This window comes from Halomonas sp. WWR20 (genome assembly GCF_054602495.1).
The window spans coordinates 128,056-153,543 of record NZ_JBTRHR010000005.1; the positions used below are offsets into that span (position 1 = coordinate 128,056).

Consider the following 25,488-nt stretch of genomic DNA (forward strand, 5'->3'; position numbering starts at 1 on the left):
AAATTAAACAATTGTTTGAGAATGCCGAAAGGCCGAGGTATATTTAAACGGCTGTTTGAGTCATTACGAGTTTATTATTGGCGCCCCCCTTTGGGATGCGCCATTTTTTTGTGGGCAGGCTTGCTAGAATACGGGCTCATTTGTCGATACCCGTTCACTATGCACGCCAATTCACGCCCCATCGTCACCAATCAAGCCGGCCCGCATGAGGATCTCGAGCGCCGCGTCACCCGCGCCCTGCAGCATCCCTGGCGTAAGCCTATCGCGGCGCATACGCAGCGTGCTTTCGAGGCGGCCGAGACTTGGTATGCCGCGCGTGATCGCCCGTTGATTCTCGATGCCGGCTGCGGCGTAGGCATTTCCACCCGGCGCTTGGCCCTAGCGTTTGCCGATCATGTGGTCATCGGTATCGACCGCAGCGCCGACCGGCTATCGCGCGATCATGGGGTATTGCCCGACAATGCCTTGCTGGTGCGTGCCGACCTGGTGGACTTCTGGCGGCTGGCGCTGATGGCCGGCTGGCGGCCGGCCCGTCACTACCTGCTGTATCCCAACCCGTATCCCAAGGCCGCTCACCTCAAGATGCGCTGGCATGGGCATCCGGTCTTCCCGACGATTCTGGCCCTGGGGGGACGGTTGGAGGTGCGCTCCAACTGGCGACTGTATATCGAGGAGTTCGCCCAGGCCATCGCCTATGTCAGCGGTCAGCGGCCTGAGGTGGAACGCCATATCCCGCAGGACGCGTTTCTCACGCCTTTCGAATCCAAGTACCATCACAGCGGCCAGACGCTGTGGCGTCTGGTGACGCCGCTTTCCCGGCTTGCCGAACTCGCCGCCCCAAGCCGGATTACCGGGACGGCGCTCGGCGGGGAAGGCTCCGGTAACCGCTGAGCGCCGGCGCCGCGCCCCTATCTCGAGCAATGGACATTTTTATGAGCTATCTCTATCTGGCAATTGCCATCATCGCTGAAGTCATCGGCACCAGTGCCTTGAAGGCGTCCCATGAATTCACGCGATTCTGGCCCAGCGTACTGGTCATCGTGGGATATGCCACGGCGTTCTATATGCTGACCCTGGTGTTGCGCACGCTGCCCGTGGGTATTGCCTATGCCTTCTGGGCCGGGTTGGGCATTGTGTTGGTCACATTGATCGGTGTGGTGCTCTACGGCGAAAAACCCGACCTACCGGCCATCGTAGGGCTGGTGCTGATCATTGCCGGTGTCGTGGTAATCCAGGTGTTTTCGAAAATGGACTCGCATTAGGCGTCTGTTCGCCGCTATCGCGCTTGCCCGACCGGGTACCATGAGCGTATCAAGCATGATTTAGCTTCGGCGCGGTGCCACACCTGACGGTAGAGCCCCGCGCCCAGCATGTCCCAGTCTATCCCCGCGGAGCGAATTGCATTCATGTCACGATTGTTGTGGTTGTTATTGTTATTACCCCTGTCTGCGCTGGGTACCGGATTCGAGAATGTGGCGCACCTGGCCGGCAAGGGTTTTTCCATCAGCGCCCAAGCCCGCTTGCTGGACAGCAATGAAACTTTGGCATCCCTGGATGCGGAGCGGTTACTGTCGCCGGCCTCGGTCTCCAAGCTGTACATCTCGGCAGCCGCGCTGGATCGCTGGGGACCGCAGCATCGCTTCACGACTCGCTTTCTGACGACCGGTCACATCGATACCCAGGGAGTGCTGCAGGGCGATCTGGTGTTCGAAGGTGGTGGCGACCCGGCGCTGGTATCCGAGGACTTGTGGCGCCTGGTCCAAGGCCTGAGGCAACAGGGCATCAGTGGAATCGAGGGGCGACTGGTCATCAGCCAGTGGCGATATGGCCCCGTGCAGTGCATCACCACCGACCGCTGCCAGGCACGTAATCGAACCGCCAATGCCTACAGCGCCTTGTTGTCTTCCGCAGCGATCAACTATGGCAGCTGGTGCATGAGCGTAATGCCGGGCAGCCACGTCGGCGCGGCGGCGAAAGTCACCAACTGTGATTCGGAAGTGCCGATTACCCGTGTGAATAACGGCGTGACGACAGCGGCGGCGAGTGGCGCTACCGGCCTCAGCGCGGAAAGAATCACCGATCCCCAGGGCGATATCCTGCGTATCCGGGGCAAGGTGGCATTGGGAGCGCCGCCGCAGCTTATCTATCGTGCCAGTTCCGATCCGGCCATTCAGACCGGGGAAACGCTGCTGGCGATCCTCAAGCAGGCGGGGATCAACGTCAGCGGTGGCTACGCTACCAGCGATACGGCGCCGTTGTCCTCGAGCCGACAACTGGCCTCCATCGAGGGCAAGCCGCTTCAGGAGTTGTTGCTGCGAACCCTGAATTATTCCAACAATTTCATGGCGGATACTCTGAGCCTCAATCTTGCGTCGCAACCACACGCCGGCATGGCCGAGGGTGCGGCCGAGATCGAGCATTTTGCCGAGGCATTGCCGGGGCACGGTCCGTTGGTCATGAAAAGCGGCAGCGGTTTGACACCGGAAAATCGCGTGTCGGCCCAAGGCGTCAATGCACTGCTGGCGGCCATGTACCAGCGACCAGCGCTGTTCCCGACCTTTGTCGCCGGGATGCAACTGCCGGTCAACGGGCCCATGCGCTTTGTCCGTCGTGGCAGTGACATCTTCCAGAACCATGTCATGCTCAAGACCGGCACGCTCAACCAACCGGTCTCGGTACGCGCTATCGCCGGTTACTTTCGTACCGCAACCGGGCGCTGGGGAAGTTTCTCGGTGTTGGTCAACGGCACGGCCAAAACCCCGTATCTGACGTGGTCGCAAGTCCTCGAACCGGTATCGCGCGATCTGACTGCGATGATCGAGACCCATTAGGCAAGACCTGTCAGGCGTATGCGTCGCGGCGTCCTTTGCAAAAGCCCTTCCTCGGAAGGGCTTTTTGTTTTGTTGATCTATTTCTTCTCGTCGACATCGCGGCCATGCGCGGGCAGGGCGATTTCATCAAAGCGTCGGGCCAGTTCGTCGAGTCCTTCGCGAAGCGCCTCCTTGGCCATCGGCATGCCGTGGCCGGTCACCGCCACGCTCGGGCGCAGCTCGGCCAGACGTTGCACGGAGCTTCGAGCCGCGGCCCAGTCGGGAGTGAAATAACGCGGCGGGCCACTGATCTCCTGATGCTGGGTCAACACCTTGAACAGCGCGTCCTGGCGAACGGTGACAAAGGCGTCGCCGACGATCAGGGCGTGATCGTCGTCACGAAAGAACGATACATGCCCCGGCGTATGACCCGGTGTATGCACCCAGCGCCAACCCGGCATGCCCGGGATGCTGCCATCGTCAGGCAGGGCGCGGATGTATCCCTGCAGGTCGACGGGATCGCTGGGGAAAAAGCGTGACAGCTTGGCGATGATGCCGCCCTGCACGCTGGGGTCGGGATAGGGGTAACGCTGCTGACCGGTCACAAAGGGCATTTCTGCGGCGTGAGCATAAACGGGAACATCCCAATGTCCGGCCAGCTCGAGGGCGGAACCGACGTGATCGAAGTGGCCGTGGGTCAGGATGATTGCCCGTGGCCGGGCATAGGCGCCGAAACGCGCTTCGGCGGCTTTGATGATCAGATCCGCCGAATGGGGCATGCCGGTATCCACCAGTACCCAATCCTCCGGCGTGTCGGGCAGACCGACAAAATACACATTCACGATCTGTACGGTCAGTCCCTGAATGTCGGGCAGGACATGCATGGGTGAGCCGTCCTTGAGGGACGTCATGGGCAGGTGAACGTCCTGCAATGGATTATGTGGCATGAGGCCTCCCTGGACTTCGTTTTGTCCGCCTGCGATCGGCAAGGTAGGACAAGAGTCGATGTCCTTGAGTCTAGGTGGCCTCGCGAAATCAGCGAGCACAAGCCAAGCCGGAAAGGAGTTTGTCACCGTTTGGAGGAGCTAGGGGAGGAGGTGGCGCTATGCGAGAAAGGGACCCCAAGAAGACCCAAGACTCGCCTGAGTAATAAACTGGCTAACGTTTAGTTATCACTGCTGAACAGGGGGTGAGAATAATACACCTGTTCGATAATGCTCCGTGGCAAAATAATGAATGATAATTTCATATTTATTTCTGATGGGATAAGGTTATAAATATCAATATGTTACATTCCGCGGATAATTAACCATAGCCTATATTGCATAAAATACAATGTCTTAAAAAGCTATCTAATTTAAATTAGGAAAACATGTGTATTAATTGATAGTTTTATTTCAAATTGTTATTGACGATGTGAGCGTCGGTCAGTAATTATAGCCAGAGTACAGGATGTGCGTTAACGGCCGATATCAGGAAGATACACCTTTGGCCGGTGTATAAAACAAAGCCGCTTGTTAAGCGACTCTGTCATCCTGGTATCGTGCTCGACCGGCATTTGTTTGGGAATTCATGGAGTGCGAATTCTTCGCGCACCTGCGTAAAAAATGAAGACCTTAACGCCTTGGCAGAATCAGGCTGGTGGACACTCCCCATGCATTGATCCGCTAGAAGGCAAGGAGCCTTGCCCGTGATACCCCTAGCGCTTCGTCAATCACTCGAAAAATGCACCACGCTACCTTCGCTGCCTACCGTCGTGCAGCGTGTCATCGAGCTGGCGCGCGACCCCCATGCCAATGTGCAGGATATCGGAGCGACCATCAGCAACGACCCGGCTCTTTCGGTACGCTTGCTGTCACTGGCCAACACCGTGTTCTACTCCGCGGATCGCCCCGCCGAGGATCTGCGCCAGGCCGTCAACCGGATCGGGATCGAGCGAACGCTCTCGCTGGCGCTGGGATGCAGCCTGGTCTCGGCGACCGGAACGCAGGACGCGCCCGGACTGAATCTCGAGCGCTATTGGCAGCGCTCGCTGATCTGCGCCCTGAGCGCCAAGTCGCTGGCTGAAACCCTGGAACTGGATGGTGAGAGCGGGGCACTGTTTACCGCCTCGCTGCTACAGGATATCGGCATGCTGGCGTTGTATGCGGCCGATGCCGGGCGCTACCGGCCGCTTCTTGAAAGTGCACGCAGTCACGAGGAGCTGGTGACGCAGGAGCGTCGCGTCTACGGTATCGATCACGCTGAAGTGGGAGGATGGCTGGCTGAGAAATGGCAGCTCTCCGAGCGTACCTCGCGTTGGATCCTGCATAGCCATGACAGCATGGTCAGCGCCGAAACTCGCGGTCAACGGGCCGGCAACTGCATCATCGCCTCCGGGGTCCTCGCCGATGCCTGGCTGGAAGGCGAAGCCTCCTTGAGCGTAGCGATGGCATCGCTGGATTTCCATTTCGGTCTCGAAACGCCGCAGATGATCTCCAAGATCATGCTGCTGCAGGAGCAGCTGCCCGCCGTAGCTTCGCTCTACCAAGTGGCTCTGCCTGCGCGGCTGGATGCCAACGACCTGATGTTCGAGGCCAAGCTGTTGCTGGCCGAGCGCAACGCTCGCCTGCAGCAGGACCTGGCTCGCCAGCAGAAGGAAATCGAGGCGCTGCGCCAGGAACATGAGGCGCTCAGCGTTCAGGCCCGTTTCGATCCTCTGACCAAGCTTTACAACCGATTGCACCTGGAAAAGCTTCTGCGCGAGAGGTTCGACGAGGCGTGCAACTGTGGACGGGCATTGTCGGTCATCTTCATCGATCTGGACCATTTCAAGGCGATTAACGACGATTTCGGACACTACGTCGGAGATCAGGTTCTGCAGAGCTTTGCCGGTCTGCTGAGCCGGATGCTGGAGGGGCGTGATGATATTCATGTCGGACGTTACGGGGGCGAAGAATTTGTCGTGGTCCTGCCGGGGCGCGAGGCCTGTCTGGCCAAGGAGTTCGCCGGACAGATACGTGAACGGCTCAGCGCAGCTCCGCTTTGCCAAGTGCAGGGCAAGTCGATCTTCGTTACCGCCTCGTACGGGGTCGCGTCGATCGGCGAAGACTGTGGGCTCTGCGATTGCGGTATCGATGCACTGCTCAAGGCCGCCGACAGAAACATGTATGAAGCAAAGCGCATCGGTCGCAACCGAATCACTCTATCTTCAGATATCCCTTATCTGAGCCGTGCTTGAAAGGTATGGCGGTGTGCCTTTCCGAAACAGATCCGTCGCGAAAGCCATTGATGGCAAGGCAGTGCCAGGAGGATATTCAATGACCAAAATCGCACTCGAGAGCCGACCGCACATCCAGCAGGTCAGCGGTATGCTGGAGCCCGAGCGTCATCTGCGCCAACTGTTCGCACAGGCGCCGGGGTTCGTTTGCATCCTGCGCGGACCTGAGCACACCATTGAACTCACTAATCAGGCCTACGCTCAGCTTGTCGAGCATCGCGAGATCGTCGGCAAGTCGGCGAGAGAGGCCTTGCCCGAACTCGAAGGACAGGAAGTTCTCGAGCTGTTGGACCATGTCTATGCCACGGGCGAGCCGTTTGTCAGCGGCCCCCGGCCGATGTTGATACAGCCGCAGCCCGGGGCAGCCTTCATCGAGACGCACATCGACTTCGTCTACCAGCCGATCATCGCCAACGATGGCCGCGTCACCGGTATTTTCGTGCAGGGCAACGACGTGAGTTCCACCCATCAGCTCCATCATCAGCCAGCCTACGATACCTTGACGGGGCTGATCAATCGACATGAGTTCGAACGCCATCTGCGTCAGTCGTTGCTGAACGTCCGCCAATCCGGGACGGAACATACCCTTTTGTACTTCGTGATTGACCAGTTCAAGGTCGTCAATGATACCTGTAGCCATGCGGCCGGGGACGCCCTGTTGCAGTATCTGAGCAAGCGCCTGCGCTCCTGGGTGAGGACCAGCGACACGCTGGCGCACCTCGAGAGTGACAAGTTCGGCTTGCTACTCACCGATTGCAACGATGAGCCGGCCCAGCGCCGCGCCGAGGAACTGCATGCGCTGATTGGGGATATCGAGTTCAGCTGGGGGCAACTTCGATACAAACTGGCAGCCAGCATTGGTGTGGTTACCTTCGGCCACGACTTCACGCTGAACAAGCTACTCAGTGCCGCGGATCTGGCGTGTTTCCTGGCGCGCGAGAAGGGGTGCAATCGAGTGCATGTCTATCGCCGCGATGATGAGGAGATGTCGGCGCGCCTATGCGAAATGCACTGGGTGGGACGGCTGCAGAAGGCCCTGCAGGACGAGCGGCTGGTACTGTTCGTGCAGCGTATCGTACCGATTGCCAAGTGCACTAATACCGAATGGAGCGAGGTATTGTTGCGCCTGCGCGACGAGAATGGGGCGCTCGTCCCGCCCATGGCTTTCCTGCCGGCCGCCGAGCGCTACAATCTGATGCCGACGATCGATCGCTATGTCATCAAGGCGGCTTTCCGGCACTTCGAGCAGTTGCCTGCCCGGCAGCGCGCACGCACGGCCTATTCGATCAATCTCTCCGGCGCCACGCTGGACGACAAGCAGTTTCTGCAGTTCGTGCAGGCCCAACTCGAGCAGCATCGCGTGCCGCCCAGTCAGATCTGCTTCGAGATCACCGAGACGGTGGCGGTGGCCAACCTGACCCAAACGGCTCAATTGATTCGCTCGCTGCAGAAACTGGGGTTCAACTTCGCGCTGGATGATTTCGGCAGCGGCATGTCCTCGTTTGGTTATCTCAAGCATCTACCCATCGACTACCTCAAAATCGACGGGGAGTTCGTCAAGGGCATTCTCAGCGATCCGGTGAGTTGCGCCATGGTGGAGGCGATCGCCAAGGTGGCCGGCGTCATGGGGATCAAGACTATCGCCGAATTCGTCGAAAGCGAGGCTGAACTGCGACTACTCGATTCGATCGGCGTCGACTTCGCTCAGGGGTTTGGCGTTCACAAGCCCGAGCCGCTGCTCATCAGCCACATGGACGAGTTGCAGCAGGCCTGAGCGGAAGGTGTCAGGAGATAGCGTTTTCTCCTGACGGCTGAAGCGCATTCATCGTGCCAGGTTGATTAATACACGCCCATGAGTCTCGCCTCGCAGCATGGCGTTCGCGCGTTGCGCAATGTCTTCGAGGCCGATTTCCTCCACCGCCATGCGCGTGAACAGAGCATTGGGCAACGCGGCAATGCGCTGCCAGGCGGCACGACGCTTTTCGAAGGGGATCATCACGCTGTCGGTGCCCAGCAGCGACACGCCACGCAGGATGAAGGGCAGTACCGTGGTCGGCAATTGGGTGCCTCCGGCGAGGCCGACGGCTGCCACACGTCCGTGATAATCCATCTGTGCCAGGACATTGGCCAGCACCTGGCCCCCAGCGGTATCCACGGCACCTGCCCAGCGTCCCTTGTCGAGCGGCTTGCCGTCACCTTCGAAGTCGGCCCGTGCATGCAGGGTATGTGCGCCCAGCGAGGTCAGCCATTCGCCTTGGGCGGGCTTGCCTGTTACCGCATGCACCTCGAAGCCTGCGTGGGCGAGCATCTGCACCGCCCAGCTACCGACGCCGCCACTGGCGCCGGTGACCAGTACCGGGCCATCACCGGGTGTCAGTCCGGCATCCTGCAGGCGCATCACGCATAACATCGCGGTCAAGCCGGCGGTCCCCAGCAGCATGGTCTGGCGCGTCGTCAGCGGACTGGGACAAGGCACCAGCCAGTCGGCATCGACCGTCATGGTATCGGCATACCCCCCCCAGTAACGCTCACCCACGCCCCAGCCGGTCAGTATCACCTTGTCGCCAGGACCGTAGCGCTCATCTTCGGAAACGCGTACCGTGCCGGCAAAATCGATACCGGGCACGAAGGGCAGCTCCCGAACGATCTTGCCCTTGCCAGTCACCGCCAAGGCATCCTTGTAATTTAGATCGGAATATTCGATATCCACGCAAACTGAGCGGTTCGGCAATTCGCCGATATCGAGCGTTTCCACTCGGGCGCGTGGCGTATCGTCAACAAGCTTGAGTACGCGGGGCATGACATCTCCTGTCACAATGGGCTTCAAGGGTCGCGGTGATGATAGCGTAGTGGGTCAGGCGTGCTGCGGACAACGCGACCAAGGAAGAGGGCCGGAGTATTCGTGAGCGCGTTGTCTACCATCGGGGCGCCGTTCTGCTAGCATCGTCGTTTGACTATAGCGGCCCTGTTTCCGCCTTCCTCGCCATTTCGGGCATTCTGCGAGCAGCTGAGGACCCAGCATCATGAAATCCCGCCACACCGGCCTGCGCCATCTGGTGCACTCCACCCATTACTCCTTGAAGGGATTGCGCGCCGCCTTTCACAATGAAGCCGCCTTCCGGCAGGAGTTGGGAATCTGCGGGGTGCTGGTGCCGCTGGCCTGGTGGATCGGAGAAGATCCGGTGGAGTGGCTGCTGCTGGTGGGCAGCTGTATCTTCGTGCTGATCGTCGAGCTGCTCAACAGCGCGGTGGAAAACGTGGTCGACCGTATTGGCTCGGAACATCATGTGCTGTCCGGGCGGGCCAAGGACATTGGCTCGGCGGCGGTCATGCTGGCGCTGATCATGGCGGCCGTGACCTGGGCGTTGCTGGCGTGGGAAAAATTCTTCCGTTGATGGTCCGCGCCGCTAGGGCCATGGGCCGTTTCGAGTATCGCCATATCCGGCAAGGTCGGCGGGGCGGTCGACGTCGCGATGAATGCCGGCATCCGCCACCTCGAGCGTGCGGCAGGCCGCGGGGTGGCGACGCAACAGTTCGCGTGCGCCCGACTGGCCTCTGATCAGGGGCATGTCCGCCCACAAGGCGCGACCGAACAGCACTGGATGTCCGGGACGTCCATCGTGGCGGGGGCGTACGATACGCGCTGAATCTGCGTGCATGATCAGTTGCCGGCAGGTGGCGGGGGCTACCCAGGGCATGTCGCCCAGTAGCACCGCCGCAGCGGTGACGTCGCACGTCACAGCTGTTTCCAGTGCGAGAAACGCATCCGCCAGGCTGCTGCCCAGCCCCTCGTCGGCGTGTGCGGTCCGCAGGATGGACACCCGAGGCGGGATCGCCAGCGCCTGTGGGGCGTCATCGTCGCGTATCGCCACATAGACGCTCGAAAAGCTGTCCTGGGCCAGCGCCAGGGTTGCCGCAAGCAGCGAGCGTCCATCGGGCAGCCGGGCGCGCCGCTTGTCCGTGCCGAAGCGCCGCGCCCGGCCCGCCGCCATGACCAGCGCGACTACCCGTGGGCTCGGCGGGTCGTTTGTCTGTTCAGGGAACGGGCCAGAGGGGAACATGTCTCGCGTGTCGCTCACAGCGCCTCACGCGGCTTGCCGCGATGCACGCGCAGGATGTCGGCCATGACCGCCAGGGCGATTTCCGCAGGTGTCTTGCTGCCCAGCGCTAAGCCGATAGGCATGTGAATGCGGGCAATGGCCTGCTCATCCAGCCCTCCCGAGCGGCGCAGGCGCGCGGCACGCTGATCGGAGGTCTGGCGCGACCCCATGACGCCGATATAGAACGCGGGGGTCCGGACCGCCTCGATCATCGCCAGGTCGTCGATCCGCGGGTCGTGGGTCAGGGCCACGACCGCAGTCGAGGCATGGCAGCCACCGGAGGCGATGAACAGCGAGGGGAGCAAGGGTTGCAACTCGACGCCGCTGACCGTGAAATCCTTGCGTACCTCGGCACGAGGGTCGCAGACGATGACTTCGAAGCCCAGCGTTCTGGCGAATTCGGCGCAGGCCACCGAGACCGGCGAGATACCGGCAATGATCAGGCGCAGCGCGGGACCGACACGGATGCGGAATGCCCCCCCGCCGGGTTCCCGCTCGACGCGTGGGCCCTGGCCGCTGTCCTCGACAAACCGCACCTGTCCCGTATCGAGCGCGACACGGCGCATCAGCGGACGTTGGCCGAGCAGGGTGGCGTGCAGCACCTCGAGATGCACCAGGTTTGCCTCGTTCGGCACCAGACGTTCGACCAGGACTTCGAGAATGCCGCCACAGGGCAGACGCACTTGCGGGCTTTCTGCGGTACTGTCACCGTAGCGAATCACGCTGACTGACGCTGAGAACGCACCGTCGCGCAGCCGGGCGAGGAAGTCCTCTTCCACGCAGCCGCCAGATAATGAGCCGGCATGGCGGCCATCGGCGCGTGCCACCAGCAGCGAGCCGGGCGCACGTGGCGAGGAGCCGAAGGTGTCCAGTACCGTGCATAACCAGATATCCTCGCCGGCGTTGGCCCAGGCCAACGCGCGCTCCATGACTTGCAGATCGAGATGTTGCATGCCGTCTCCTTGGCGACGAAACGCTGGTTGGCCGATCGCCAACAGGCGTCCAGCATAGCGAATGCGCTCGTCGGACTCTATGTCGGCAGATGCTTTCGGCGCTTCTGCCCGTCCCCCGCCTTCGCTATGCTGAAGGTGCACCCGACAGGAGGCCCCCATGGTCCTGCCCGAATCCTTTCTTTGCCCGACGGAATTCCCCGAACCGCTGCGCAAGACGCTGCACAACGTGCAGTCACATCTCAATGATAGTCTGACGGCGGCCGAGCGTGCCGCCCAGGCGAGTGACGGCGAATCGCCGCTGACGGACTGGCTGGCGCTGAGCGAGGCGCGACGCCGCGAGCTGGCCAGGGTCGTGGCACTTTCCGATTACGTGAGCGAAGCGTTGATGCGACAGCCGCGGCTGTTGATGCGCCTCGATGCCAGTCAGGAACTGGATGAGGCGCCGTCGCGGGAGGCCATGGCAAGCTGGCTGGCCGAAGGGCTCGAGACCGCCAGCGATGAAACGCAGATGCAGGCGTGCCTGCGGCGTTTCCGCCGGGCGCGAATGGTGGGCATCATCTGGCGCGACCTGGCTCGATCCCCATGCGACCGGGAACAGATGTGGCGGACGGCGGCGAGCGTCTCGCAGCTTGCCGAGGTGTGTCTGGACGGGGCATTGTCCTGGCTCGAAGAGCATCTGACCCCGCGTTGGGGAACGCCGGCGCCGCGCGCGGACGACACGCCGCAGCGCCTGGTGGTGCTCGGCATGGGCAAGTTCGGCGCGGGGGAGCTGAATCTGTCCTCGGATATCGATCTGATCTTCGCCTTCGCGGAAAAGGGCCAGACCCAGGGCGGACGCAAGTCGCTCGATCATCAGGAGTATTTCACCAAGCTGGGACAGAAACTGATCGCCGCTCTGGATAGCGTAAGCGCCGAGGGGTTCGTGTTCCGGGTCGACATGCGTCTGCGTCCGCTGGGTGAAGGCGGGCCGCTGGTGGGCAGTTTCGCGATGCTGAGCAGCTACTATCAGGACCAAGGACGGGAGTGGGAGCGCTACGCCATGCTCAAGGCCCGGCCCGTGGCGGGGGACCTGGAGGCAGGTCGTGAATTGCTGGCCGAGCTGAAGCCCTTCGTCTACCGCAAGTATCTGGATTTCGGAGCCATCGAGTCGCTGCGCGAGATGAAGTCGCTGATCAACCGTGAGGTCAAGCGCAAGGGCCTGGCGAACAACATCAAGCTGGGCGCAGGCGGGATTCGCGAAGTCGAGTTCGTGGTTCAGGTCTTTCAGTTGATTCGCGGCGGACGAGACACGGAATTGCAGATGCCTTCCCTGCGCCAGGCCTTGCAGCACCTACCCGGGCTGGGCCTGTTGCCTGCCGAGGTCGTGGACGAGCTCTCCGCGGATTATGTGTTCCTGCGCGATATGGAGCATGCCCTGCAGGCGCAGCAGGATCGCCAGACCCAGACCCTGCCGGACAACGAACTGGGACGCGAGCGGCTGGCGCTGGCCATGCAGGCGGAAGATTGGCCAGCGCTGATGGCAAGGCTCGGCGAAGTGCGTGGCCGCGTGCAGAAGCACTTCGATGCAGTGATCGCGCCGCCCGAGGACGACGTGGAGCCGGATACATCAGCCGAGGACGACCGTGGCAGTCATTCGCTGGAAGAGCTGCGCGCGCTGTGGCGCGACGAGTTGACACCGGAAGAAGCGGTCGCGCTGCTTGAGGAGGCGGGGTTCGCCGAGCCCGAATCGGTGCTGAAACGCCTGGGGACGCTGCGCCATTCGCGTCAGGTACAAAGCATGCAACGTATCGGTTACGAGCGTCTCGATGCGCTGATGCCGCTGCTACTGACGGCGGTGGCCTCGAGCGAGAGTCCCGACCGGGTCATGGAGCGCATACTGCCGCTGATCGAGGCGGTGCTGCGACGTACGGCCTATCTGGCACTGCTGCGTGAGAATCCCGAAGCGCTACCCCAACTGGTGAAGTTGTGCGCGGCGAGTCCGTGGATTGCCGATCAACTCGCCCGGCATCCGCTGCTGCTCGACGAACTGCTGCATCCCGCCACGCTGTACTCGCCGGCCGACAAGGCGAAACTCGCCGATGAGCTGCGCCAGGCCCTGGCGCGTATTCCCGAAGATGACGAAGAGGCTCAGCTCGAGGCGTTGCGTAACTTCAAGCACGCCCAGGTACTGCATGTCGCCGCCTCGGATATTGCCGGCGCCCGGCCGTTGATGAAGGTCAGCGATTATCTCACGTATATCGCCGAGGTCGTGCTGGAACAGGTGCTGGCCATGGCCTGGAAACACCTGGTACGCAAACACGGACGTCCCAAGCGTCAGGGGAATGACGTCGGTGAGGCGGGGTTTGCGGTCATCGGTTATGGCAAGCTGGGCGGTATCGAATTGGGGTACGGTTCCGACCTGGATCTGGTCTTCCTGCATGACGGCGCGTCTCAGGGCAGTACCGATGGCCCGCGTATCATCGATAACGCGGTATTCTTCACTCGCTTGGGGCAGCGCATCATTCATCTGCTGACCGCCGTGACGCCGGCGGGTGCGCTCTACGACGTCGACATGCGGCTGCGGCCTTCGGGCAACGCCGGATTGTTGGTCACCTCGCTCGATGCCTACGCTGAATATCAACGCCACCAGGCCTGGACCTGGGAACATCAGGCGCTGGTGCGGGCGCGTCCGGTGGTGGGCAGCGCGGCATTGATCGAACGTTTCGATGCCGTGCGGTGCGAGATTCTCGGTCGCCAGCGCGACCGGGAAGTGCTGCGCAGCGATGTGGTCGACATGCGCCACAAGATGCGCAGCCACCTCGGCAGCAGCGAGAGCGCTCAGCGCGAGGGTTGGTTCCATCTCAAGCAGGATGCGGGCGGTATGGTGGATATCGAGTTTCTTTGCCAATACGCGGTATTGGCGATGGGCCATGAGGCGCCCGAGCTCCTGAGGTGGAGCGACAACATGCGGATTCTGGAAACTCTCGAGGCCAGTGGCCGCTTGCCGGCCGACGACGCCCGACGCCTGCGCGAAGCCTATCTGGCGTATCGTAACGCTGCTCACCGCACCGCTTTGACCAAGGGCGACGTACGGGTCCGCGACCAGGATTTTCACGGCCATCGCCAGGCCGTGCGCCATGTCTGGCAAATGCTGCTTGAGCCGGATCGCACGTAGAACCGCTTATGAAGCGGCTGTAACGCCGCACGGCCTTTTAGGCGCTCCGTAGCTCTAACGCTGCGGGGCGTTTTTAGCTTTTCGCCGCGATACGGTACCTGCCGCAAATACATACTATTGCTTTGCTAATAAACTACCCAATTGGCTATAGTGGCAAATTTTTGTCGAGACACGGCTCAGGGGACAGCGCATGACGTCGCAATGGATCATATACATGGTGGCCTTCGCGGCGTTTCTTGGACCTTTCACGCAAACGATCTATGCGCCAATCCTGCCGGAACTGGCGGCGTCACTGAATACCAGCCACTTCCTGATCAATCTGAGTATCTCCATTTTCACTTTCTTCATGGCGATCATGCAGATCGTGTACGGTCCCTTGACCGACCGGATCGGGCGGCGGCGCATATTGTTGGTCGGCGTGGTGATTTATGTTTTGGCGTCGCTGGGGTGCTTCTGGTCCAACACTATCCATAGCCTGTTGCTCTTTCGGGCCCTGCAGGCGGTGGGTATCGCCGCGGGATCCGTCGTGGCGGTAACCGTGATCGGCGATCTGTTTGAGGGACGTCTGCGCGCCAGGGCGATGGGGACTTTTCAGATGATGGTCGCGCTGGGCCCGGTACTCGGCCCGGTCGCCGGAGGCTTCGTCGGCGGTGTGCTGGATTATCACTATGTCTTCTTGGTGCTGTCGGTCATCGGGGCCGGCGTCTTTGTGCTGAATTACGCTTTCCTGAAAGAGACCCGCCCCCAGGCAAGCATCAGCCGGTTCAACCTTGGAAATTATCTTGCCGTGTTCACGCATCGCTTCGGCTCAGCGATCGTACTGTTGGGATTCGTGCAGTTCTATGCGTTCTACAATTTCCTGGTGTTCCTGCCCAGCCTCCTGACGGCGGAGTATGACCTGTCGGTCGAGCAGAAAGGCTTGATGTTTCTACCACTGTCCCTGGGCGTGGTGATCGGTAGCTTCATGAGCGGCAGGGCCCAGGAAAGATTCGATGCCAAACGGCTGCTACTTGGCGCTTCGGTACTGAATGTATTGGCCATCATCGCCTTCGTGATGGTGGCGCATGTCACTTTGTCGCTGCTCATCGTTACGCTGGCGTTGTTCGGCCTGTTCCTGGGACTGTCCATGCCGATTCAGACGACACTGCTCACCGAGGCGTTTGTGCACAATCGAGCCACGGCCGTCGGCGTCTATAACTTCGCTCGTTTCATGGGCATGGCGTGCGGTCCGCTGATCGGGACGCCGCTCTATGAGCGGGGAGGCAGTGGCGTGTTGTACAGCTTCGCAGCAGCCCTGTTCATGGCGGCCATTGCCTACACCTATTGGCGGTTGCGACAGTCTCGGACGGCGGTGCGCGCATGAATCGGTAAGGGCAGGCCGCTTTTGATTTTATTTGACTATTGGGTCAATGCCGACAATATATTGGGGTTATCGTAAGGTGGGCGTTAAAGTGCAGATGTCTGAAGGCTAAGCAGACAGTCATTTCTTGCATCGTTCCGAGATGCATCCCTAGCAACACCCCGCCTCAACCCGCGCACTCTCTGCGCGGGTCTTTTTATGCTTGAGCGATTGAATGCGGTTAATGAGCCGCGTGACCTATAGCGGCTCGGAGGGTACCGGCCGTTCAATGACGAGGCTTGGTCGTGTACTGCCCTTCCAAGACTTGGCGATGCCGGGGTGACGATGTCTCGCCCGTGCTTGTGCGCTCGCTAGCGGTAAAGTTGCCGCCAGCGTACTGTGCCTGCTGAGCACGAAAGGCCTCGGCGCGCTTTTTCATGCGATGGCGTAAAAAAGGCAACATGGCCCAACCGATCAGCAGGAAGAACAAGCCGAGCAGCGTGCCGATGATTAACATCGCCCCGAACAGCAGCCAGGTGCCGATCAGGCGTAACCCGCTCACGCTCTGAGAGGGACGCGTCTGATTGACCCGCTCGCGCCATTGCTGGGCGGCGCGCCAGGCGGCATTGTTCTGGGCAGAACTGTCGCGATGAGGTTGCCACTGATCTGTCATGTGTTACTCCGCTACCAGGATATGCGTGCCATTCCTGCACGTTCTCGTGGTGTGTTGAGCGTCGCTTTCCTTGCCGTTGTGCTAGAGCTATGACAGCCGAGTCCGGGAATGGTTGCATGCTGCCGCCCGGACTCATGGCGCGGTGTTTGCGCTAGCCCCGCCATGCCTCGGCAAGGATCTCGTAGCTCCGCAGACGATCCTCATGATGGTAAAAGTCACCATTGATCATCAGTTCGTCGGCCTCGGTGCGCTCGAGAAAGTCCTCCAGTTGGTCACGAATCGTTTGCTTGCCGCCCACGATAGCGGCGCCGAGATTCTGGGCCACCATGGCCTGTTCCTGTGGCGACCAGTCGAGTTGGGTCGTCGGTGGCAGGGTGCGCGTGCTCTTGCCGCGAATCAGGTTGAGAAACTTCTGCTGCTGCGTAGTGGCCTGGAAGTGCGCTTGTTCATCGGTGTCGGCGGCGATCAGCGGGATACCCAGCATGACGTAGGGCTTGTCGAGAACCGCGGAGGGGCGAAATCCCTGCCGGTACAGACGAATCGCTTCATGCATGTAACCGGGGGCGAACTGGCCGGCGAAGGCGAAGGGCAGTCCCAAATGAGCGGCAAGCTGGGCGCTGTAACCACTCGAGCCCAGCAGCCAGATCGGCACATGCGTTCCTTGGCCCGGTGTAGCCTTGACGCGCTGATCGGGTAGCGGGTCGCCCAGATAGCGGCGCAGCTCGTCGAGTTGATCGGGAAAGTCGTTGATACCCGAGCGCGGATCTCGGCGCATGGCCTGCATGGTGACGCCATCGGAGCCCGGCGCTCGGCCCAGCCCCAAGTCGATGCGACCCGGATACAGCGTTTCGAGGGTGCCGAACTGCTCGGCGATCACCAGTGGCGGATGATTGGGCAGCATGATACCGCCCGAGCCAACACGAATCCGCTGAGTGGCGCCGGCGACGTGACCGATGAGCACGGCAGTCGCCGCACTGGCGATACCGTCAATATTGTGATGCTCGGCCAGCCAGTAGCGATGATAACCCAGGCGCTCGGTATGCTGGGCGAGATCGACGGTACGCCGAAACGTCTCAGCAGCAGTTCCCTCGCGGGTGATCGGGGCGAGATCGAGAACGGAAAGCGGAATATCGGAAAGTCGGCTCATAGGGCCTCGCGTCGTTGAGGCGAAGGGAGGAATTGCCCTTCGTTAGCATGCTTAATTAACCTCAGATGGGGACGCCCGGCAGGCAATCCAACACCAAGCCTGTAAAAACGCCGGCGACATGAGGAAAGCCGGCGTCCTGCCAGGGCAATGCTTAGCTGCGGCGGGTGCCGAAATTACCGAAGCGGCGTTGGAACTGTGCGGCACGACCTTCGCTGCTGACCTGCCGCTGCTGTCCGGTATAGAAGGGGTGTGACGCCGAGGACACATCCAGACGTACCAAGGGATACGTGTTGCCGTCTTCCCACTCGATGGTTTCGTTGGAATTCATGGTCGAGCGCATCTTGAAATGCACATCGACGTTGGTGTCGTGAAAGATCACCGTCCGGTACTCGGGATGAATGCCCGTTTTCATGTCGATCTCCTGGATTGTCTCGCTGGGTAGCGTTATAAAATAACGTTTTAACTTTAGGGAAACTCGCGTCGCCTGACAAGCGATGGCCAGTGTCGATCAAGGCGTCACCTGGAACCACAGCCACACGCCGAACAGGGCCATGCCGAGCACTCCCAGAGGCTTGGAGTGACGGTTCCACAAGCGTAGAGCCGCTTTCCCCGCCACCGCCACCAGTAACGCCAGACCGAAATAGCGTGCGCCTCGGGCGAGCATGGCCGCCAGCATGAACAGCAGAAAGGAGTAGCCGCTGGCGCCGGCCGCGAGCATGGCAATCTGGAAGGGGACCGGCACGATGCCGATGGACAGAATGGCGATGAACCCGTCCTGCTGAAAGCGGGTCTGGAACGTCCCATAGGCGTCCTGACCCCCGAAAAGGTGGATCAGCGTATCGCCCCACTGTCCCATGGCAAAGACCCCCAGATAATAGCCGATTGCTGCGGCGGTGAGGTTGCCGGCTAGCGCCACGCTGGCGATGGTCCATTTGCGCCTGGGATGACACAGCATCCACGGAATCAGGATCACCTCGATGGGAATCGGGACGATCAGGGTTTCCATCATCGACGCGCAGAACAGCAGCAGCAGCGCGTGCCGCGATCTGTCCAGGCGATCAAGCCAGGCGCGGGCGGATGTAAGAACGGTGAGTCTCGCTAAAGACATGATGAACTGCACCTGGTTGGGGAGAAACTTGTCTTTAGCGTAGAAGATCCTATCTTACGTGTTTTTCGCTTTACCCTGGCCTTTCGGGCTAGAGTATTAACTAGCAAGCGAAAAATTACGCTGAGTGAAGGAACACCCAGAGGACTCTCATATGGTTAATGCCAATAATGGACGGCATCGTGTATTTATCATTGCTGCTGCGATCATTGCCGTGCTGGTGGCAATGGGGGCCGCGTTTCCGGAGCGCTTTGGGAGCGTATCGTCTTCCGCGCTGACGGGCATTTCGCACTACTTCGGCTGGTTCTATCTGTTTTCCGTGTTTGGCTTCGTGCTGTTTCTGGTGGGCCTGGCGTTCAGCAAGTACGGCAAGATCCGGCTCGGCCCCCAGGACAGCAAACCGAGCTACAGCTTCTTTTCCTGGGTCAGCATGCTGCTGGCCGCCGGCTTTGGCGTGGGGCTGGTGTTCTATGGCATGGCTGAGCCCATGACCCATTATCTGAATCCGCCTTTCGCCGATATGCCCGGCGAGACCGAGGAGGCGGCGCGTTACGCCATCCAATACAGTTTTTTCAACTGGGGAATTCACCAATGGGCGGCCTTCGCGCTGGTGGGGCTGATCATCGCCTACTTCCAGTTTCGCAAGGGGCAGGCAGGGCTGGTGTCGGTAGTCTTGTCGCCGATGGCCGCCAGGCTGCCCCGCAGCCGGGAAATTGGCACTGCCCTGGACGTGTTTGCCGTCGTGGCTACCGTGATGGGGGTTGCCACCTCGATCGGCTTGGCGGTGCTGCAGATCAATGGCGGGCTGCATGCCGTCTTCGGCGTAGCAGAGAGCATGCTCTGGCAGTTCATCATCATGGGCGCGATGTTCTGCTGTTACATGCTGTCCACCTGGTCGGGCCTCGACAAGGGCATCAAACGTCTTTCCAATCTCAATATGATGCTGTGCCTCGGACTGATGCTCTATGTGCTGTTCAGCGGTCCGACCGTGGCCATTCTCGAAACCATCACCCTGGGTATCGGCGACTATCTGCAGAACTTCATCGGCATGAGTCTGCGCGTGGCGCCGTACAGCGGCAATGACTGGGCCACCAACTGGACGATCTTCTACTGGGCCTGGGTCATCGCCTGGTCGCCGTTCGTGGGAACCTTCGTGGCGCGTGTGTCGCGGGGCCGCACCATCAAGGAATACGTGTTCGGCGTGCTCATCGTGCCGCCGTTGTTGGCCTGCCTATGGATCGGGGTGTTCGGCGGCGCAGCTCTGAACATGGAACTCAATGGCGATGTCGGACTGGCCGCGGCCACCGACGAGAACATCACCGTGGCGCTATTCGAGATGTTCGACCTGATGCCCTTCAGCGGAGTGTTGTCTGTCGTGGCGATCTGCTTGATCTTCATCTTTCTGGTCACATCGGCGGATTCGGCCACTTACATCGTCTCGCAGATGACCGATAACGGTTCGCTCAATCCTCCCCTTTACAAACGCGTCACCTGGGGGCTGCTGATCGCGGGGATCTGTCTGACACTGATCATCGCCGGCGGCCTCAACGGGCTGCAGTCCGCCGCAGTGCTGTCGGCACTGCCGTTCACCTTCATCCTCTACGGGATGGCGTTTATTCTGCTCAAGGAGTTGCGCGCGGACCGCAGGGCAATGCTGGCCGCGCTATACCGCAAGCATGATGAAACGCCGGTCGGGGCGGACGCCTTCGAGGCGGAAATGATGGCGGAGGATGACCGGATCCGGCGGGCGCCGGATGTAGTCAACCGGCGCATCAATACCCACCAGTAAGGCGTCTGGGCCACGCCACGACCTCGGCAGTGAGGATGCGGTGGGAAGGCCGTCATAGCGAACTCCGGCCGATGAGGGGCCGGAGTTCGCATTGCATGAGAGAAAGCTGGTGAAATGCGTGAGAACCTCTTACTGTCTGAGCATTACCCGCTCCCATTCGGTGGAGACCAATCATGCCGGTGAAACCCTCCCGACATCATGGCGCGACCCGCCGCGCCATGCCCCGTGCTACGACCAACCGCCGTGCTACCGCCAAGCCCGATCTCATCGCGCTGTTGCGCCAGCCGCAGAGGCTGGATCGGCTGCTCGACTTACTGGTCGTGGTGTCAGTCGTCTGCGCGCTGGTCGTCGGGGCGATGGCCCTCTGCGTGATGCTGTTGCGGGGATAGCAGCGCTCCAGTTCGCTGATTCATTGTCCGGCTCCTAGGCTGTAAGCAGCGTTTGCGCACATCACGTAGTCGCATCATTAAATTGCCTGCCAGGGAGGAGCCCGGATCATGCAGGAACGCCATGCCGAGGTGGTCATCATCGGGGCCGGTAGCGCAGGGCTGGCGGCCTATCGAGCCGCCAAGGCCCACACGTCTTCGGTGCTGCTGGTCGAAAGCGGCCCCCACGGCACCACCTGCGCGCGAACCGGCTGCATGCCCAGTAAGTTGCTGATCGCGGCGGCCAACGCCATCCACGATGCCCGCCATATCGAGATTTTCGGCGGTCGCGGAGGTGACATTACGGTCGACGGGCGTGCGGTGATGGCGCGAGTGCGTCGCGAGCGTGACGGTTTCGTCGATTCCATCCTGGCCTCGTTGGAACGGCTGCCCACCGCCGACAAGCTGCAGGGGCATGCGTGCTTCGTCGATTCCCAGACGCTGATGGTCTCCGACCACACCCGGGTGAGTTTCGAGCGTGTCGTCATCGCCACCGGCTCGCGCCCCAAGGTGCCCGAGCCTTTTCAAGCGGCCGGCGAGCGTCTGGTCACGACCGACAGCCTATTCGATTGGGAGACGTTGCCCGAGTCGCTCGCCGTGTTCGGGCCGGGCGTGACCGGGCTGGAGTTGAGCCAGGCGTTGGCGCGCCTGGGTGTGCGCTTGCGTCTGTTCGGGCGCAGCGGAGGACTGGGGTCGCTGTCCGATCCGCATGTTCGCGATGAAGCGCTGCGCGTACTCAATCAGGAGTTCTATCTCGACCCGCAGGCCGAGGTACAGAACATCGCCCGCCAGGGCGAGCACGTCGTGGTCACGTTCAAGCGGCGCGATTCAGGCGAGGTGGTGAGCGAAGCGTTCGATGCGCTGCTGATCGCAACGGGCCGCCAGCCCAACGTCGAGCGTCTTGGACTGGAAAACACCGCTGTTTCGGTGAACGAGCAGGGGGTGCCGCACTACGACCGCTTTACCCTGCAGTGTCGGGGTACGGGACGTGCGGAGCATTTCTTTATCGCCGGTGACGTCGATCAGGGCGAACCGCTACTGCACGAGGCGACTGACGAAGGCCGTATCGCGGGCGACAATGCCGGACGGTTTCCCCATCTTCGCGCGGGGCATCGGCGAGTGCCGCTGAGCATCGTGTTTTGCGAGCCGCAGATCGCCAAGGTCGGACTCAACTATCGCGACATCGAAGCGCGCTATGGCGAGCGGGGCGGCTTTGCCTGCGCGGAGCTCTGCTTCGAGAGTCAGGGGAGGGCACGTGTCATGAACGTCAATCGGGGCATGATGCGTGTATACGGCGAGTACGGCTCGGGACTGCTGTTGGGCGCCGAACTCTTCGCGCCGGAAGCCGAACACCTAGGCCATCTGCTGGCCTGGGCCTGTCAACAGCGCATGACGGTGACGCAAATTCTACGCATGCCGTTTTATCACCCCACGCTGGAAGAAAGTCTGCGTAAGGTGCTGCGCGATCTCGGTAGCCAGCTACGCCTCGAGACGGCACTCTCCGAGCCCTGCATGGAATGCGGGCCGGGCACCTGAAGCAAAGTGCCCGGCCTGATTGCGTGTTCGTCAGGGATTGATTGCATAGCAAGGATGCCATGAAGCGATTTTCGGTTACGGTGTCGTGCCTGCTGCTGATCGTGGTGGGTATCGGATTCGACAAGCAGTGGTGGCAGATTCCCGATGAATGGAACCCTTGGCGGCCGTTATCGGTCAGCGATCCGCCGACATTCGTCACCCAGTGGAAGCTGAAGCGGCTCGGCGACGATCGTCAGGCGTGTTTGGCGGTACTGGAGCGTGCCCGAGACAACCGGTTGCGCTACACGCCGCTGGCCGATTATACCCCGATAGCAGGCTGCCCGTTGAAGAATGTGGTGCGCCTCCAGCAGGCCGGAGTGAATTTCAGTTCCAGCTTCGTGGCGAGCTGCCCACTAGCGGTGGCCTGGCTGATGTTCGAACGCCACCAGCTTCAGCCGACAGCCGAACGGATCTTCGACCAGCCGGTAGCGGAGGTCGAACATTATGGCTCCTTCGCCTGTCGCAACATCTATCATCGCCAGAATGCCCGCAGAAGCGAACATGCCAGCGCCGAGGCACTCGATGTCGCCGCCTTTCGCCTGGAGGATGGCCGACGTATCAGTGTACTCAAGGATTGGGACCGCGAGGGGCCGGCCGGCGACTTTCTGCATCAGGCCCATGACGGCGCCTGCGAATTCTTCGGGACCACTCTGGGGCCGGATTACAACGCCGCCCACGCCAACCATTTTCATCTGGGCATGCGCGGCTTCGCTGTCTGTCGATAACGTTGTCCTCCTCGGCAGGCGGGTTGCCATTCCACCTTTTCAGCCGCTCAATTGAGGATGGCCGCTCACTCGTCCAGGTTGACGTCTTCCTCGTCGGTAACGGCACCGGTCGCCGCGCCTACGCCTGCGCCTATCGCAGCGCCCTTGACCACACTGCCGCCGGTCACCGCACCGGCGCCCGCGCCGACGGCGGCGCCGATCCCGGCACCGCTGGTGGCGCGCTCGGTATTGGACGTGCCGCAGCCCGCCAGTGCCAATACCGCTATCAACATGCTCCACCGTAAAAATGCCATGTCAGCCTCCTCTGCTTGCGGATAGGGTTTCAGCGTAGAGGGCGACGATGAATGCAGCCAAGCGGGACTTTACGTTTCAGGGCCGCGGTTGTTGCTGGGTGATGCAATGAATGTTGCCCCCGCCGAGCAGAATCTCCCGGGCATCGACACCGATGACGCGACGCCCCGGGAACAGCTCTGCCAGCAGCCCCCGGGCCTGATCGTCGTACTCGGGGTCGAGCAGCGGCATGACGATCACCGTGTTGGCGATATAGAAATTGACGTAGGAAGCGGCCATGCGATCGCCGGGTTGGCGGGGCCGCGAGCTGTTGAGGCGGTCGACACCGCTGGCTTCCTCCTCCTCGATATGCAGCGGACCCGGTTGGAGCAACTTATGGACCTTGAAGTCGCGTCCGCGCGCATCGGTTGCGTGCTCCAAGACCTCCAGCGCCGCGCGCGAGATGGCGTACTGCGGGTCGTCCTGGTTTTCCGTCCAGGTCAGAGCCACCACGCCGGGGGCGATAAAGCAGCATAAATTGTCGACGTGGCCATCGGTTTCGTCCAGATAGCAGCCGTTGGCCAGCCAGATCACCTTTTCGATGCCCAGATAGTCGGCTAATAACTGCTCCATGGTGGCGCGGTCGACATCCGGGTTGCGATTGGGGTTGAGCAGGCACTCCTCGGTGGTGATCAGCGTGCCTTCGCCGTCGACATGGATGGCACCGCCCTCGAGCACCATGGGCGCGGCGAAGCAGGGCACGCCAAGCATCTCGGCGATCTTGCGGCGAATGCGGCGATCCTTGTCCCAAGGGAAGTAAAGTCCCCCCTTGAGCCCGCCCCAAGCATTGAAGTCCCAGTCGACCATGGCCAGTCGACCATCCGGATGGGTCAGGAAAGTCGGCCCTACGTCGCGCATCCAGGCGTCGTTGCTCGATAGCTCGACTACGCGGATATGCTCGGGAAGCTGATGGCGGGCGTTCTCGTACTGCTCATCATTGACACCGACGAATACGGTCTCGCTTTCCGCGATCGCCGTGGCGACCTTGACGAAGGCGCGTTGCGCCGGCTTGGCGCCGTAACGCCAGTTATCGGGGCGCTGCGGCCACAGCATCCAGCAGGCATCATGCGGGGCAAACTCGGCGGGCATGCGGAAACCGAGCTCGGCGGGCGTCTGCTGCCGCAGGGTAACGGGAGCCGCAGGGGGGAAATTGCCTGTCATGGTGAACCTCGAAAATTCTGCGTCTCGCGACTTCGATTTGGCGGAAAGCCTGCACCTAACGACCTCAGCCTATAGACCCTAGCTAGCCTATAGACCCTAGCCCTAGATAGTGCCGCGGCTCCGGCGCCATTCCCGCACGATAAAAATGCCGACTTTAGCACTGCTTGTCGCGGGGCCCAACGTCTGCGTTGCCGGATGCGTGTCTCGCTCATCATGGGCTAGGCTGTAAGGATGTAAGGAGTGCCGACCGAGTGAAAAGGAGCGCAAAAATGGCTGAGGATGAAGTGACGATGCGTCTGTTTATCGAAGGGATCAATCAGGATAAGCCCATTCCGGGGCAGTATGCCTTCGCCGTGCCCGATGCTGACCAGCACTTTCGTTTCAGCGATAACCGCAACCCTCAGGTAGTGTGGGATTTCGTGCCCGAGGATACTCGCAGTTTCGCCCTGCTGGTGATCGATCCCGACGTGCCGTCCGACCCCACCGACGTCAATCAGGAGGGCAAGACCGTACCGCGAGATCTGCCGCGTGTGGATTTCTACCACTGGGTGCTGGTGGATATTCCTGCGCATGTGCGCCAGATCGACGAGGGCGAGGACTCCGATGGGGTGGTGGCCAAGGGCAAGGCGCCGGGCAGAACGCCCAAGGGCGTGCGCGGCATTAACAGCTACACCGACTTCTTTGCCGGTGACCCCGACCTGGAGGGGGTGTACGGCGGTTACGACGGACCCTGTCCGCCGTGGAACGACGAGCGCCTGCATCATTATCACTTCATCCTTTATGCCTTGGATGTCGAGACGCTGGGGCTGGAGGGGGAATTTACCGGCGAGCAGGCACGCGAGGCGATGCAGGGCCACGTGCTGGCACAGACCAGCATCGTCGGCACCTATACCCTTAGTCCGCAGTTGACATGACCAAGGCGCGCTTTTTACCTGCTGAGGAT

23 protein-coding genes are annotated in these 25,488 nt (G+C 61.1%); 13 read left to right on the plus strand and 10 right to left on the minus strand.

Annotated elements, in window-relative coordinates; all coding sequences use genetic code 11:
* Positions 1–159 precede the first annotated feature (159 nt).
* The 3 genes from trmB (at position 160) to dacB (ending at position 2,831) form a co-directional block, all read left to right on the plus strand.
* Positions 160–891, plus strand: a complete 732-nt coding sequence (trmB, locus tag ACW4DH_RS11050) for a tRNA (guanine(46)-N(7))-methyltransferase TrmB (protein ID WP_459636452.1) — start codon at positions 160–162, stop codon at positions 889–891.
* Positions 892–932: 41 nt separating this feature from the next.
* On the plus strand, positions 933–1,262 hold the full coding sequence (locus ACW4DH_RS11055) for a DMT family transporter (protein WP_459636453.1): 330 nt from the start codon (positions 933–935) through the stop codon (positions 1,260–1,262).
* Positions 1,263–1,406: 144 nt separating this feature from the next.
* Positions 1,407–2,831 carry a D-alanyl-D-alanine carboxypeptidase/D-alanyl-D-alanine endopeptidase gene (gene dacB, locus ACW4DH_RS11060; protein ID WP_459636454.1) on the plus strand — a complete coding sequence of 475 codons (1,425 nt, stop codon included), beginning with the start codon at positions 1,407–1,409 and terminating at the stop codon, positions 2,829–2,831.
* A 77-nt stretch (positions 2,832–2,908) separates the two neighbouring features.
* On the opposite strand, the gene ACW4DH_RS11065 is transcribed toward dacB, so the two are convergent.
* Complete coding sequence (locus ACW4DH_RS11065) at positions 2,909–3,757, minus strand: MBL fold metallo-hydrolase (protein ID WP_459636455.1); 849 nt, start codon at positions 3,755–3,757, stop codon at positions 2,909–2,911.
* Between the two features lie 743 nt (positions 3,758–4,500).
* Here ACW4DH_RS11065 and ACW4DH_RS11070 point away from each other — a divergent pair.
* Together ACW4DH_RS11070 and ACW4DH_RS11075 are read left to right on the plus strand one after the other, a co-directional pair.
* The gene (locus ACW4DH_RS11070; protein ID WP_459636456.1) at positions 4,501–6,030 is read left to right on the plus strand and encodes a sensor domain-containing diguanylate cyclase; all 1,530 of its coding nucleotides are present in this window, start codon (positions 4,501–4,503) and stop codon (positions 6,028–6,030) included.
* A 79-nt stretch (positions 6,031–6,109) separates the two neighbouring features.
* Positions 6,110–7,843 carry an EAL domain-containing protein gene (locus ACW4DH_RS11075; RefSeq protein ID WP_459636457.1) on the plus strand — a complete coding sequence of 578 codons (1,734 nt, stop codon included), beginning with the start codon at positions 6,110–6,112 and terminating at the stop codon, positions 7,841–7,843.
* 48 nt (positions 7,844–7,891) lie between these two features.
* Here the strand turns inward: ACW4DH_RS11075 and ACW4DH_RS11080 are convergent, their stop codons facing one another.
* The gene (locus tag ACW4DH_RS11080; protein ID WP_459636458.1) at positions 7,892–8,869 is read right to left on the minus strand and encodes an MDR family oxidoreductase; all 978 of its coding nucleotides are present in this window, start codon (positions 8,867–8,869) and stop codon (positions 7,892–7,894) included.
* Between the two features lie 223 nt (positions 8,870–9,092).
* Between ACW4DH_RS11080 and ACW4DH_RS11085 the strand changes: the two genes are divergently transcribed.
* Positions 9,093–9,464, plus strand: coding sequence for a diacylglycerol kinase (locus tag ACW4DH_RS11085; protein ID WP_459636459.1), 372 nt, complete (start codon positions 9,093–9,095; stop codon positions 9,462–9,464).
* A 12-nt stretch (positions 9,465–9,476) separates the two neighbouring features.
* On the opposite strand, the gene ACW4DH_RS11090 is transcribed toward ACW4DH_RS11085, so the two are convergent.
* Positions 9,477–10,148: a nucleotidyltransferase family protein gene (locus ACW4DH_RS11090; protein ID WP_459636460.1), complete on the minus strand. Its 672-nt coding sequence runs from the start codon at positions 10,146–10,148 to the stop codon at positions 9,477–9,479.
* Positions 10,145–11,122, minus strand: a complete 978-nt coding sequence (locus ACW4DH_RS11095) for an XdhC family protein (RefSeq protein ID WP_459636461.1) — start codon at positions 11,120–11,122, stop codon at positions 10,145–10,147. The genes ACW4DH_RS11090 and ACW4DH_RS11095 overlap by 4 nt, the downstream gene beginning before the upstream one ends.
* 157 nt (positions 11,123–11,279) lie before the next feature.
* Here ACW4DH_RS11095 and glnE point away from each other — a divergent pair, with 157 nt between their 5' ends.
* Entirely contained in the window at positions 11,280–14,276 is a 2,997-nt protein-coding gene (gene glnE, locus ACW4DH_RS11100; RefSeq protein WP_459636462.1) for a bifunctional [glutamate--ammonia ligase]-adenylyl-L-tyrosine phosphorylase/[glutamate--ammonia-ligase] adenylyltransferase, read from the plus strand.
* Between the two features lie 190 nt (positions 14,277–14,466).
* The gene (locus ACW4DH_RS11105; protein ID WP_459636463.1) at positions 14,467–15,639 is read left to right on the plus strand and encodes an MFS transporter; all 1,173 of its coding nucleotides are present in this window, start codon (positions 14,467–14,469) and stop codon (positions 15,637–15,639) included.
* 262 nt (positions 15,640–15,901) lie between these two features.
* Here ACW4DH_RS11105 and ACW4DH_RS11110 read toward each other — a convergent pair whose 3' ends face one another.
* The 4 genes from ACW4DH_RS11110 to ACW4DH_RS11125 form a co-directional block, all read right to left on the minus strand.
* The gene (locus ACW4DH_RS11110) at positions 15,902–16,288 is read right to left on the minus strand and encodes a hypothetical protein (RefSeq protein WP_459636464.1); all 387 of its coding nucleotides are present in this window, start codon (positions 16,286–16,288) and stop codon (positions 15,902–15,904) included.
* 151 nt (positions 16,289–16,439) lie between these two features.
* The gene (locus ACW4DH_RS11115) at positions 16,440–17,435 is read right to left on the minus strand and encodes an LLM class flavin-dependent oxidoreductase (RefSeq protein ID WP_459636465.1); all 996 of its coding nucleotides are present in this window, start codon (positions 17,433–17,435) and stop codon (positions 16,440–16,442) included.
* A 151-nt stretch (positions 17,436–17,586) separates the two neighbouring features.
* Positions 17,587–17,847, minus strand: a complete 261-nt coding sequence (locus ACW4DH_RS11120) for a type B 50S ribosomal protein L31 (protein WP_459636466.1) — start codon at positions 17,845–17,847, stop codon at positions 17,587–17,589.
* Between the two features lie 96 nt (positions 17,848–17,943).
* Complete coding sequence (locus tag ACW4DH_RS11125; RefSeq protein ID WP_459636467.1) at positions 17,944–18,543, minus strand: YqaA family protein; 600 nt, start codon at positions 18,541–18,543, stop codon at positions 17,944–17,946.
* Positions 18,544–18,694: 151 nt separating this feature from the next.
* Between ACW4DH_RS11125 and ACW4DH_RS11130 the strand changes: the two genes are divergently transcribed.
* The 4 genes from ACW4DH_RS11130 (at position 18,695) to ACW4DH_RS11145 (ending at position 23,054) form a co-directional block, all read left to right on the plus strand.
* The gene (locus ACW4DH_RS11130; RefSeq protein WP_459636468.1) at positions 18,695–20,329 is read left to right on the plus strand and encodes a BCCT family transporter; all 1,635 of its coding nucleotides are present in this window, start codon (positions 18,695–18,697) and stop codon (positions 20,327–20,329) included.
* Positions 20,330–20,502: 173 nt separating this feature from the next.
* Positions 20,503–20,718 carry a hypothetical protein gene (locus tag ACW4DH_RS11135; protein WP_459636469.1) on the plus strand — a complete coding sequence of 72 codons (216 nt, stop codon included), beginning with the start codon at positions 20,503–20,505 and terminating at the stop codon, positions 20,716–20,718.
* A 108-nt stretch (positions 20,719–20,826) separates the two neighbouring features.
* The gene (locus ACW4DH_RS11140; protein ID WP_459636470.1) at positions 20,827–22,290 is read left to right on the plus strand and encodes a dihydrolipoyl dehydrogenase; all 1,464 of its coding nucleotides are present in this window, start codon (positions 20,827–20,829) and stop codon (positions 22,288–22,290) included.
* 59 nt (positions 22,291–22,349) lie between these two features.
* Positions 22,350–23,054: an extensin-like domain-containing protein gene (locus ACW4DH_RS11145; protein ID WP_459636471.1), complete on the plus strand. Its 705-nt coding sequence runs from the start codon at positions 22,350–22,352 to the stop codon at positions 23,052–23,054.
* A gap of 65 nt (positions 23,055–23,119) precedes the next feature.
* Here the strand turns inward: ACW4DH_RS11145 and ACW4DH_RS11150 are convergent, their stop codons facing one another.
* The gene (locus ACW4DH_RS11150) at positions 23,120–23,347 is read right to left on the minus strand and encodes a YMGG-like glycine zipper-containing protein (protein WP_459636472.1); all 228 of its coding nucleotides are present in this window, start codon (positions 23,345–23,347) and stop codon (positions 23,120–23,122) included.
* Positions 23,348–23,423: 76 nt separating this feature from the next.
* Entirely contained in the window at positions 23,424–24,545 is a 1,122-nt protein-coding gene (aguA, locus tag ACW4DH_RS11155) for an agmatine deiminase (RefSeq protein WP_459636473.1), read from the minus strand.
* 269 nt (positions 24,546–24,814) lie between these two features.
* On the opposite strand from aguA, the gene ACW4DH_RS11160 reads away from it, so the two are divergent.
* Positions 24,815–25,459 carry a YbhB/YbcL family Raf kinase inhibitor-like protein gene (locus ACW4DH_RS11160; protein ID WP_459636474.1) on the plus strand — a complete coding sequence of 215 codons (645 nt, stop codon included), beginning with the start codon at positions 24,815–24,817 and terminating at the stop codon, positions 25,457–25,459.
* Positions 25,460–25,488 lie beyond the last annotated feature (29 nt).

Coding starts and splice junctions, on each gene's coding strand:
- trmB (WP_459636452.1), top strand. CDS start 160: ATGCACGCCAATTCACGCCCCATCGTCACCAATCAAGCCGGCCCGCAT.
- ACW4DH_RS11055 (WP_459636453.1), top strand. CDS start 933: ATGAGCTATCTCTATCTGGCAATTGCCATCATCGCTGAAGTCATCGGC.
- dacB (WP_459636454.1), top strand. CDS start 1,407: ATGTCACGATTGTTGTGGTTGTTATTGTTATTACCCCTGTCTGCGCTG.
- ACW4DH_RS11065 (WP_459636455.1), bottom strand. CDS start 3,757: ATGCCACATAATCCATTGCAGGACGTTCACCTGCCCATGACGTCCCTC.
- ACW4DH_RS11075 (WP_459636457.1), top strand. CDS start 6,110: ATGACCAAAATCGCACTCGAGAGCCGACCGCACATCCAGCAGGTCAGC.
- ACW4DH_RS11080 (WP_459636458.1), bottom strand. CDS start 8,869: ATGCCCCGCGTACTCAAGCTTGTTGACGATACGCCACGCGCCCGAGTG.
- ACW4DH_RS11085 (WP_459636459.1), top strand. CDS start 9,093: ATGAAATCCCGCCACACCGGCCTGCGCCATCTGGTGCACTCCACCCAT.
- ACW4DH_RS11095 (WP_459636461.1), bottom strand. CDS start 11,122: ATGCAACATCTCGATCTGCAAGTCATGGAGCGCGCGTTGGCCTGGGCC.
- glnE (WP_459636462.1), top strand. CDS start 11,280: ATGGTCCTGCCCGAATCCTTTCTTTGCCCGACGGAATTCCCCGAACCG.
- ACW4DH_RS11105 (WP_459636463.1), top strand. CDS start 14,467: ATGACGTCGCAATGGATCATATACATGGTGGCCTTCGCGGCGTTTCTT.
- ACW4DH_RS11110 (WP_459636464.1), bottom strand. CDS start 16,288: ATGACAGATCAGTGGCAACCTCATCGCGACAGTTCTGCCCAGAACAAT.
- ACW4DH_RS11115 (WP_459636465.1), bottom strand. CDS start 17,435: ATGAGCCGACTTTCCGATATTCCGCTTTCCGTTCTCGATCTCGCCCCG.
- ACW4DH_RS11120 (WP_459636466.1), bottom strand. CDS start 17,847: ATGAAAACGGGCATTCATCCCGAGTACCGGACGGTGATCTTTCACGAC.
- ACW4DH_RS11125 (WP_459636467.1), bottom strand. CDS start 18,543: ATGTCTTTAGCGAGACTCACCGTTCTTACATCCGCCCGCGCCTGGCTT.
- ACW4DH_RS11130 (WP_459636468.1), top strand. CDS start 18,695: ATGGTTAATGCCAATAATGGACGGCATCGTGTATTTATCATTGCTGCT.
- ACW4DH_RS11135 (WP_459636469.1), top strand. CDS start 20,503: ATGCCGGTGAAACCCTCCCGACATCATGGCGCGACCCGCCGCGCCATG.
- ACW4DH_RS11140 (WP_459636470.1), top strand. CDS start 20,827: ATGCAGGAACGCCATGCCGAGGTGGTCATCATCGGGGCCGGTAGCGCA.
- ACW4DH_RS11145 (WP_459636471.1), top strand. CDS start 22,350: ATGAAGCGATTTTCGGTTACGGTGTCGTGCCTGCTGCTGATCGTGGTG.
- ACW4DH_RS11150 (WP_459636472.1), bottom strand. CDS start 23,347: ATGGCATTTTTACGGTGGAGCATGTTGATAGCGGTATTGGCACTGGCG.
- aguA (WP_459636473.1), bottom strand. CDS start 24,545: ATGACAGGCAATTTCCCCCCTGCGGCTCCCGTTACCCTGCGGCAGCAG.
- ACW4DH_RS11160 (WP_459636474.1), top strand. CDS start 24,815: ATGGCTGAGGATGAAGTGACGATGCGTCTGTTTATCGAAGGGATCAAT.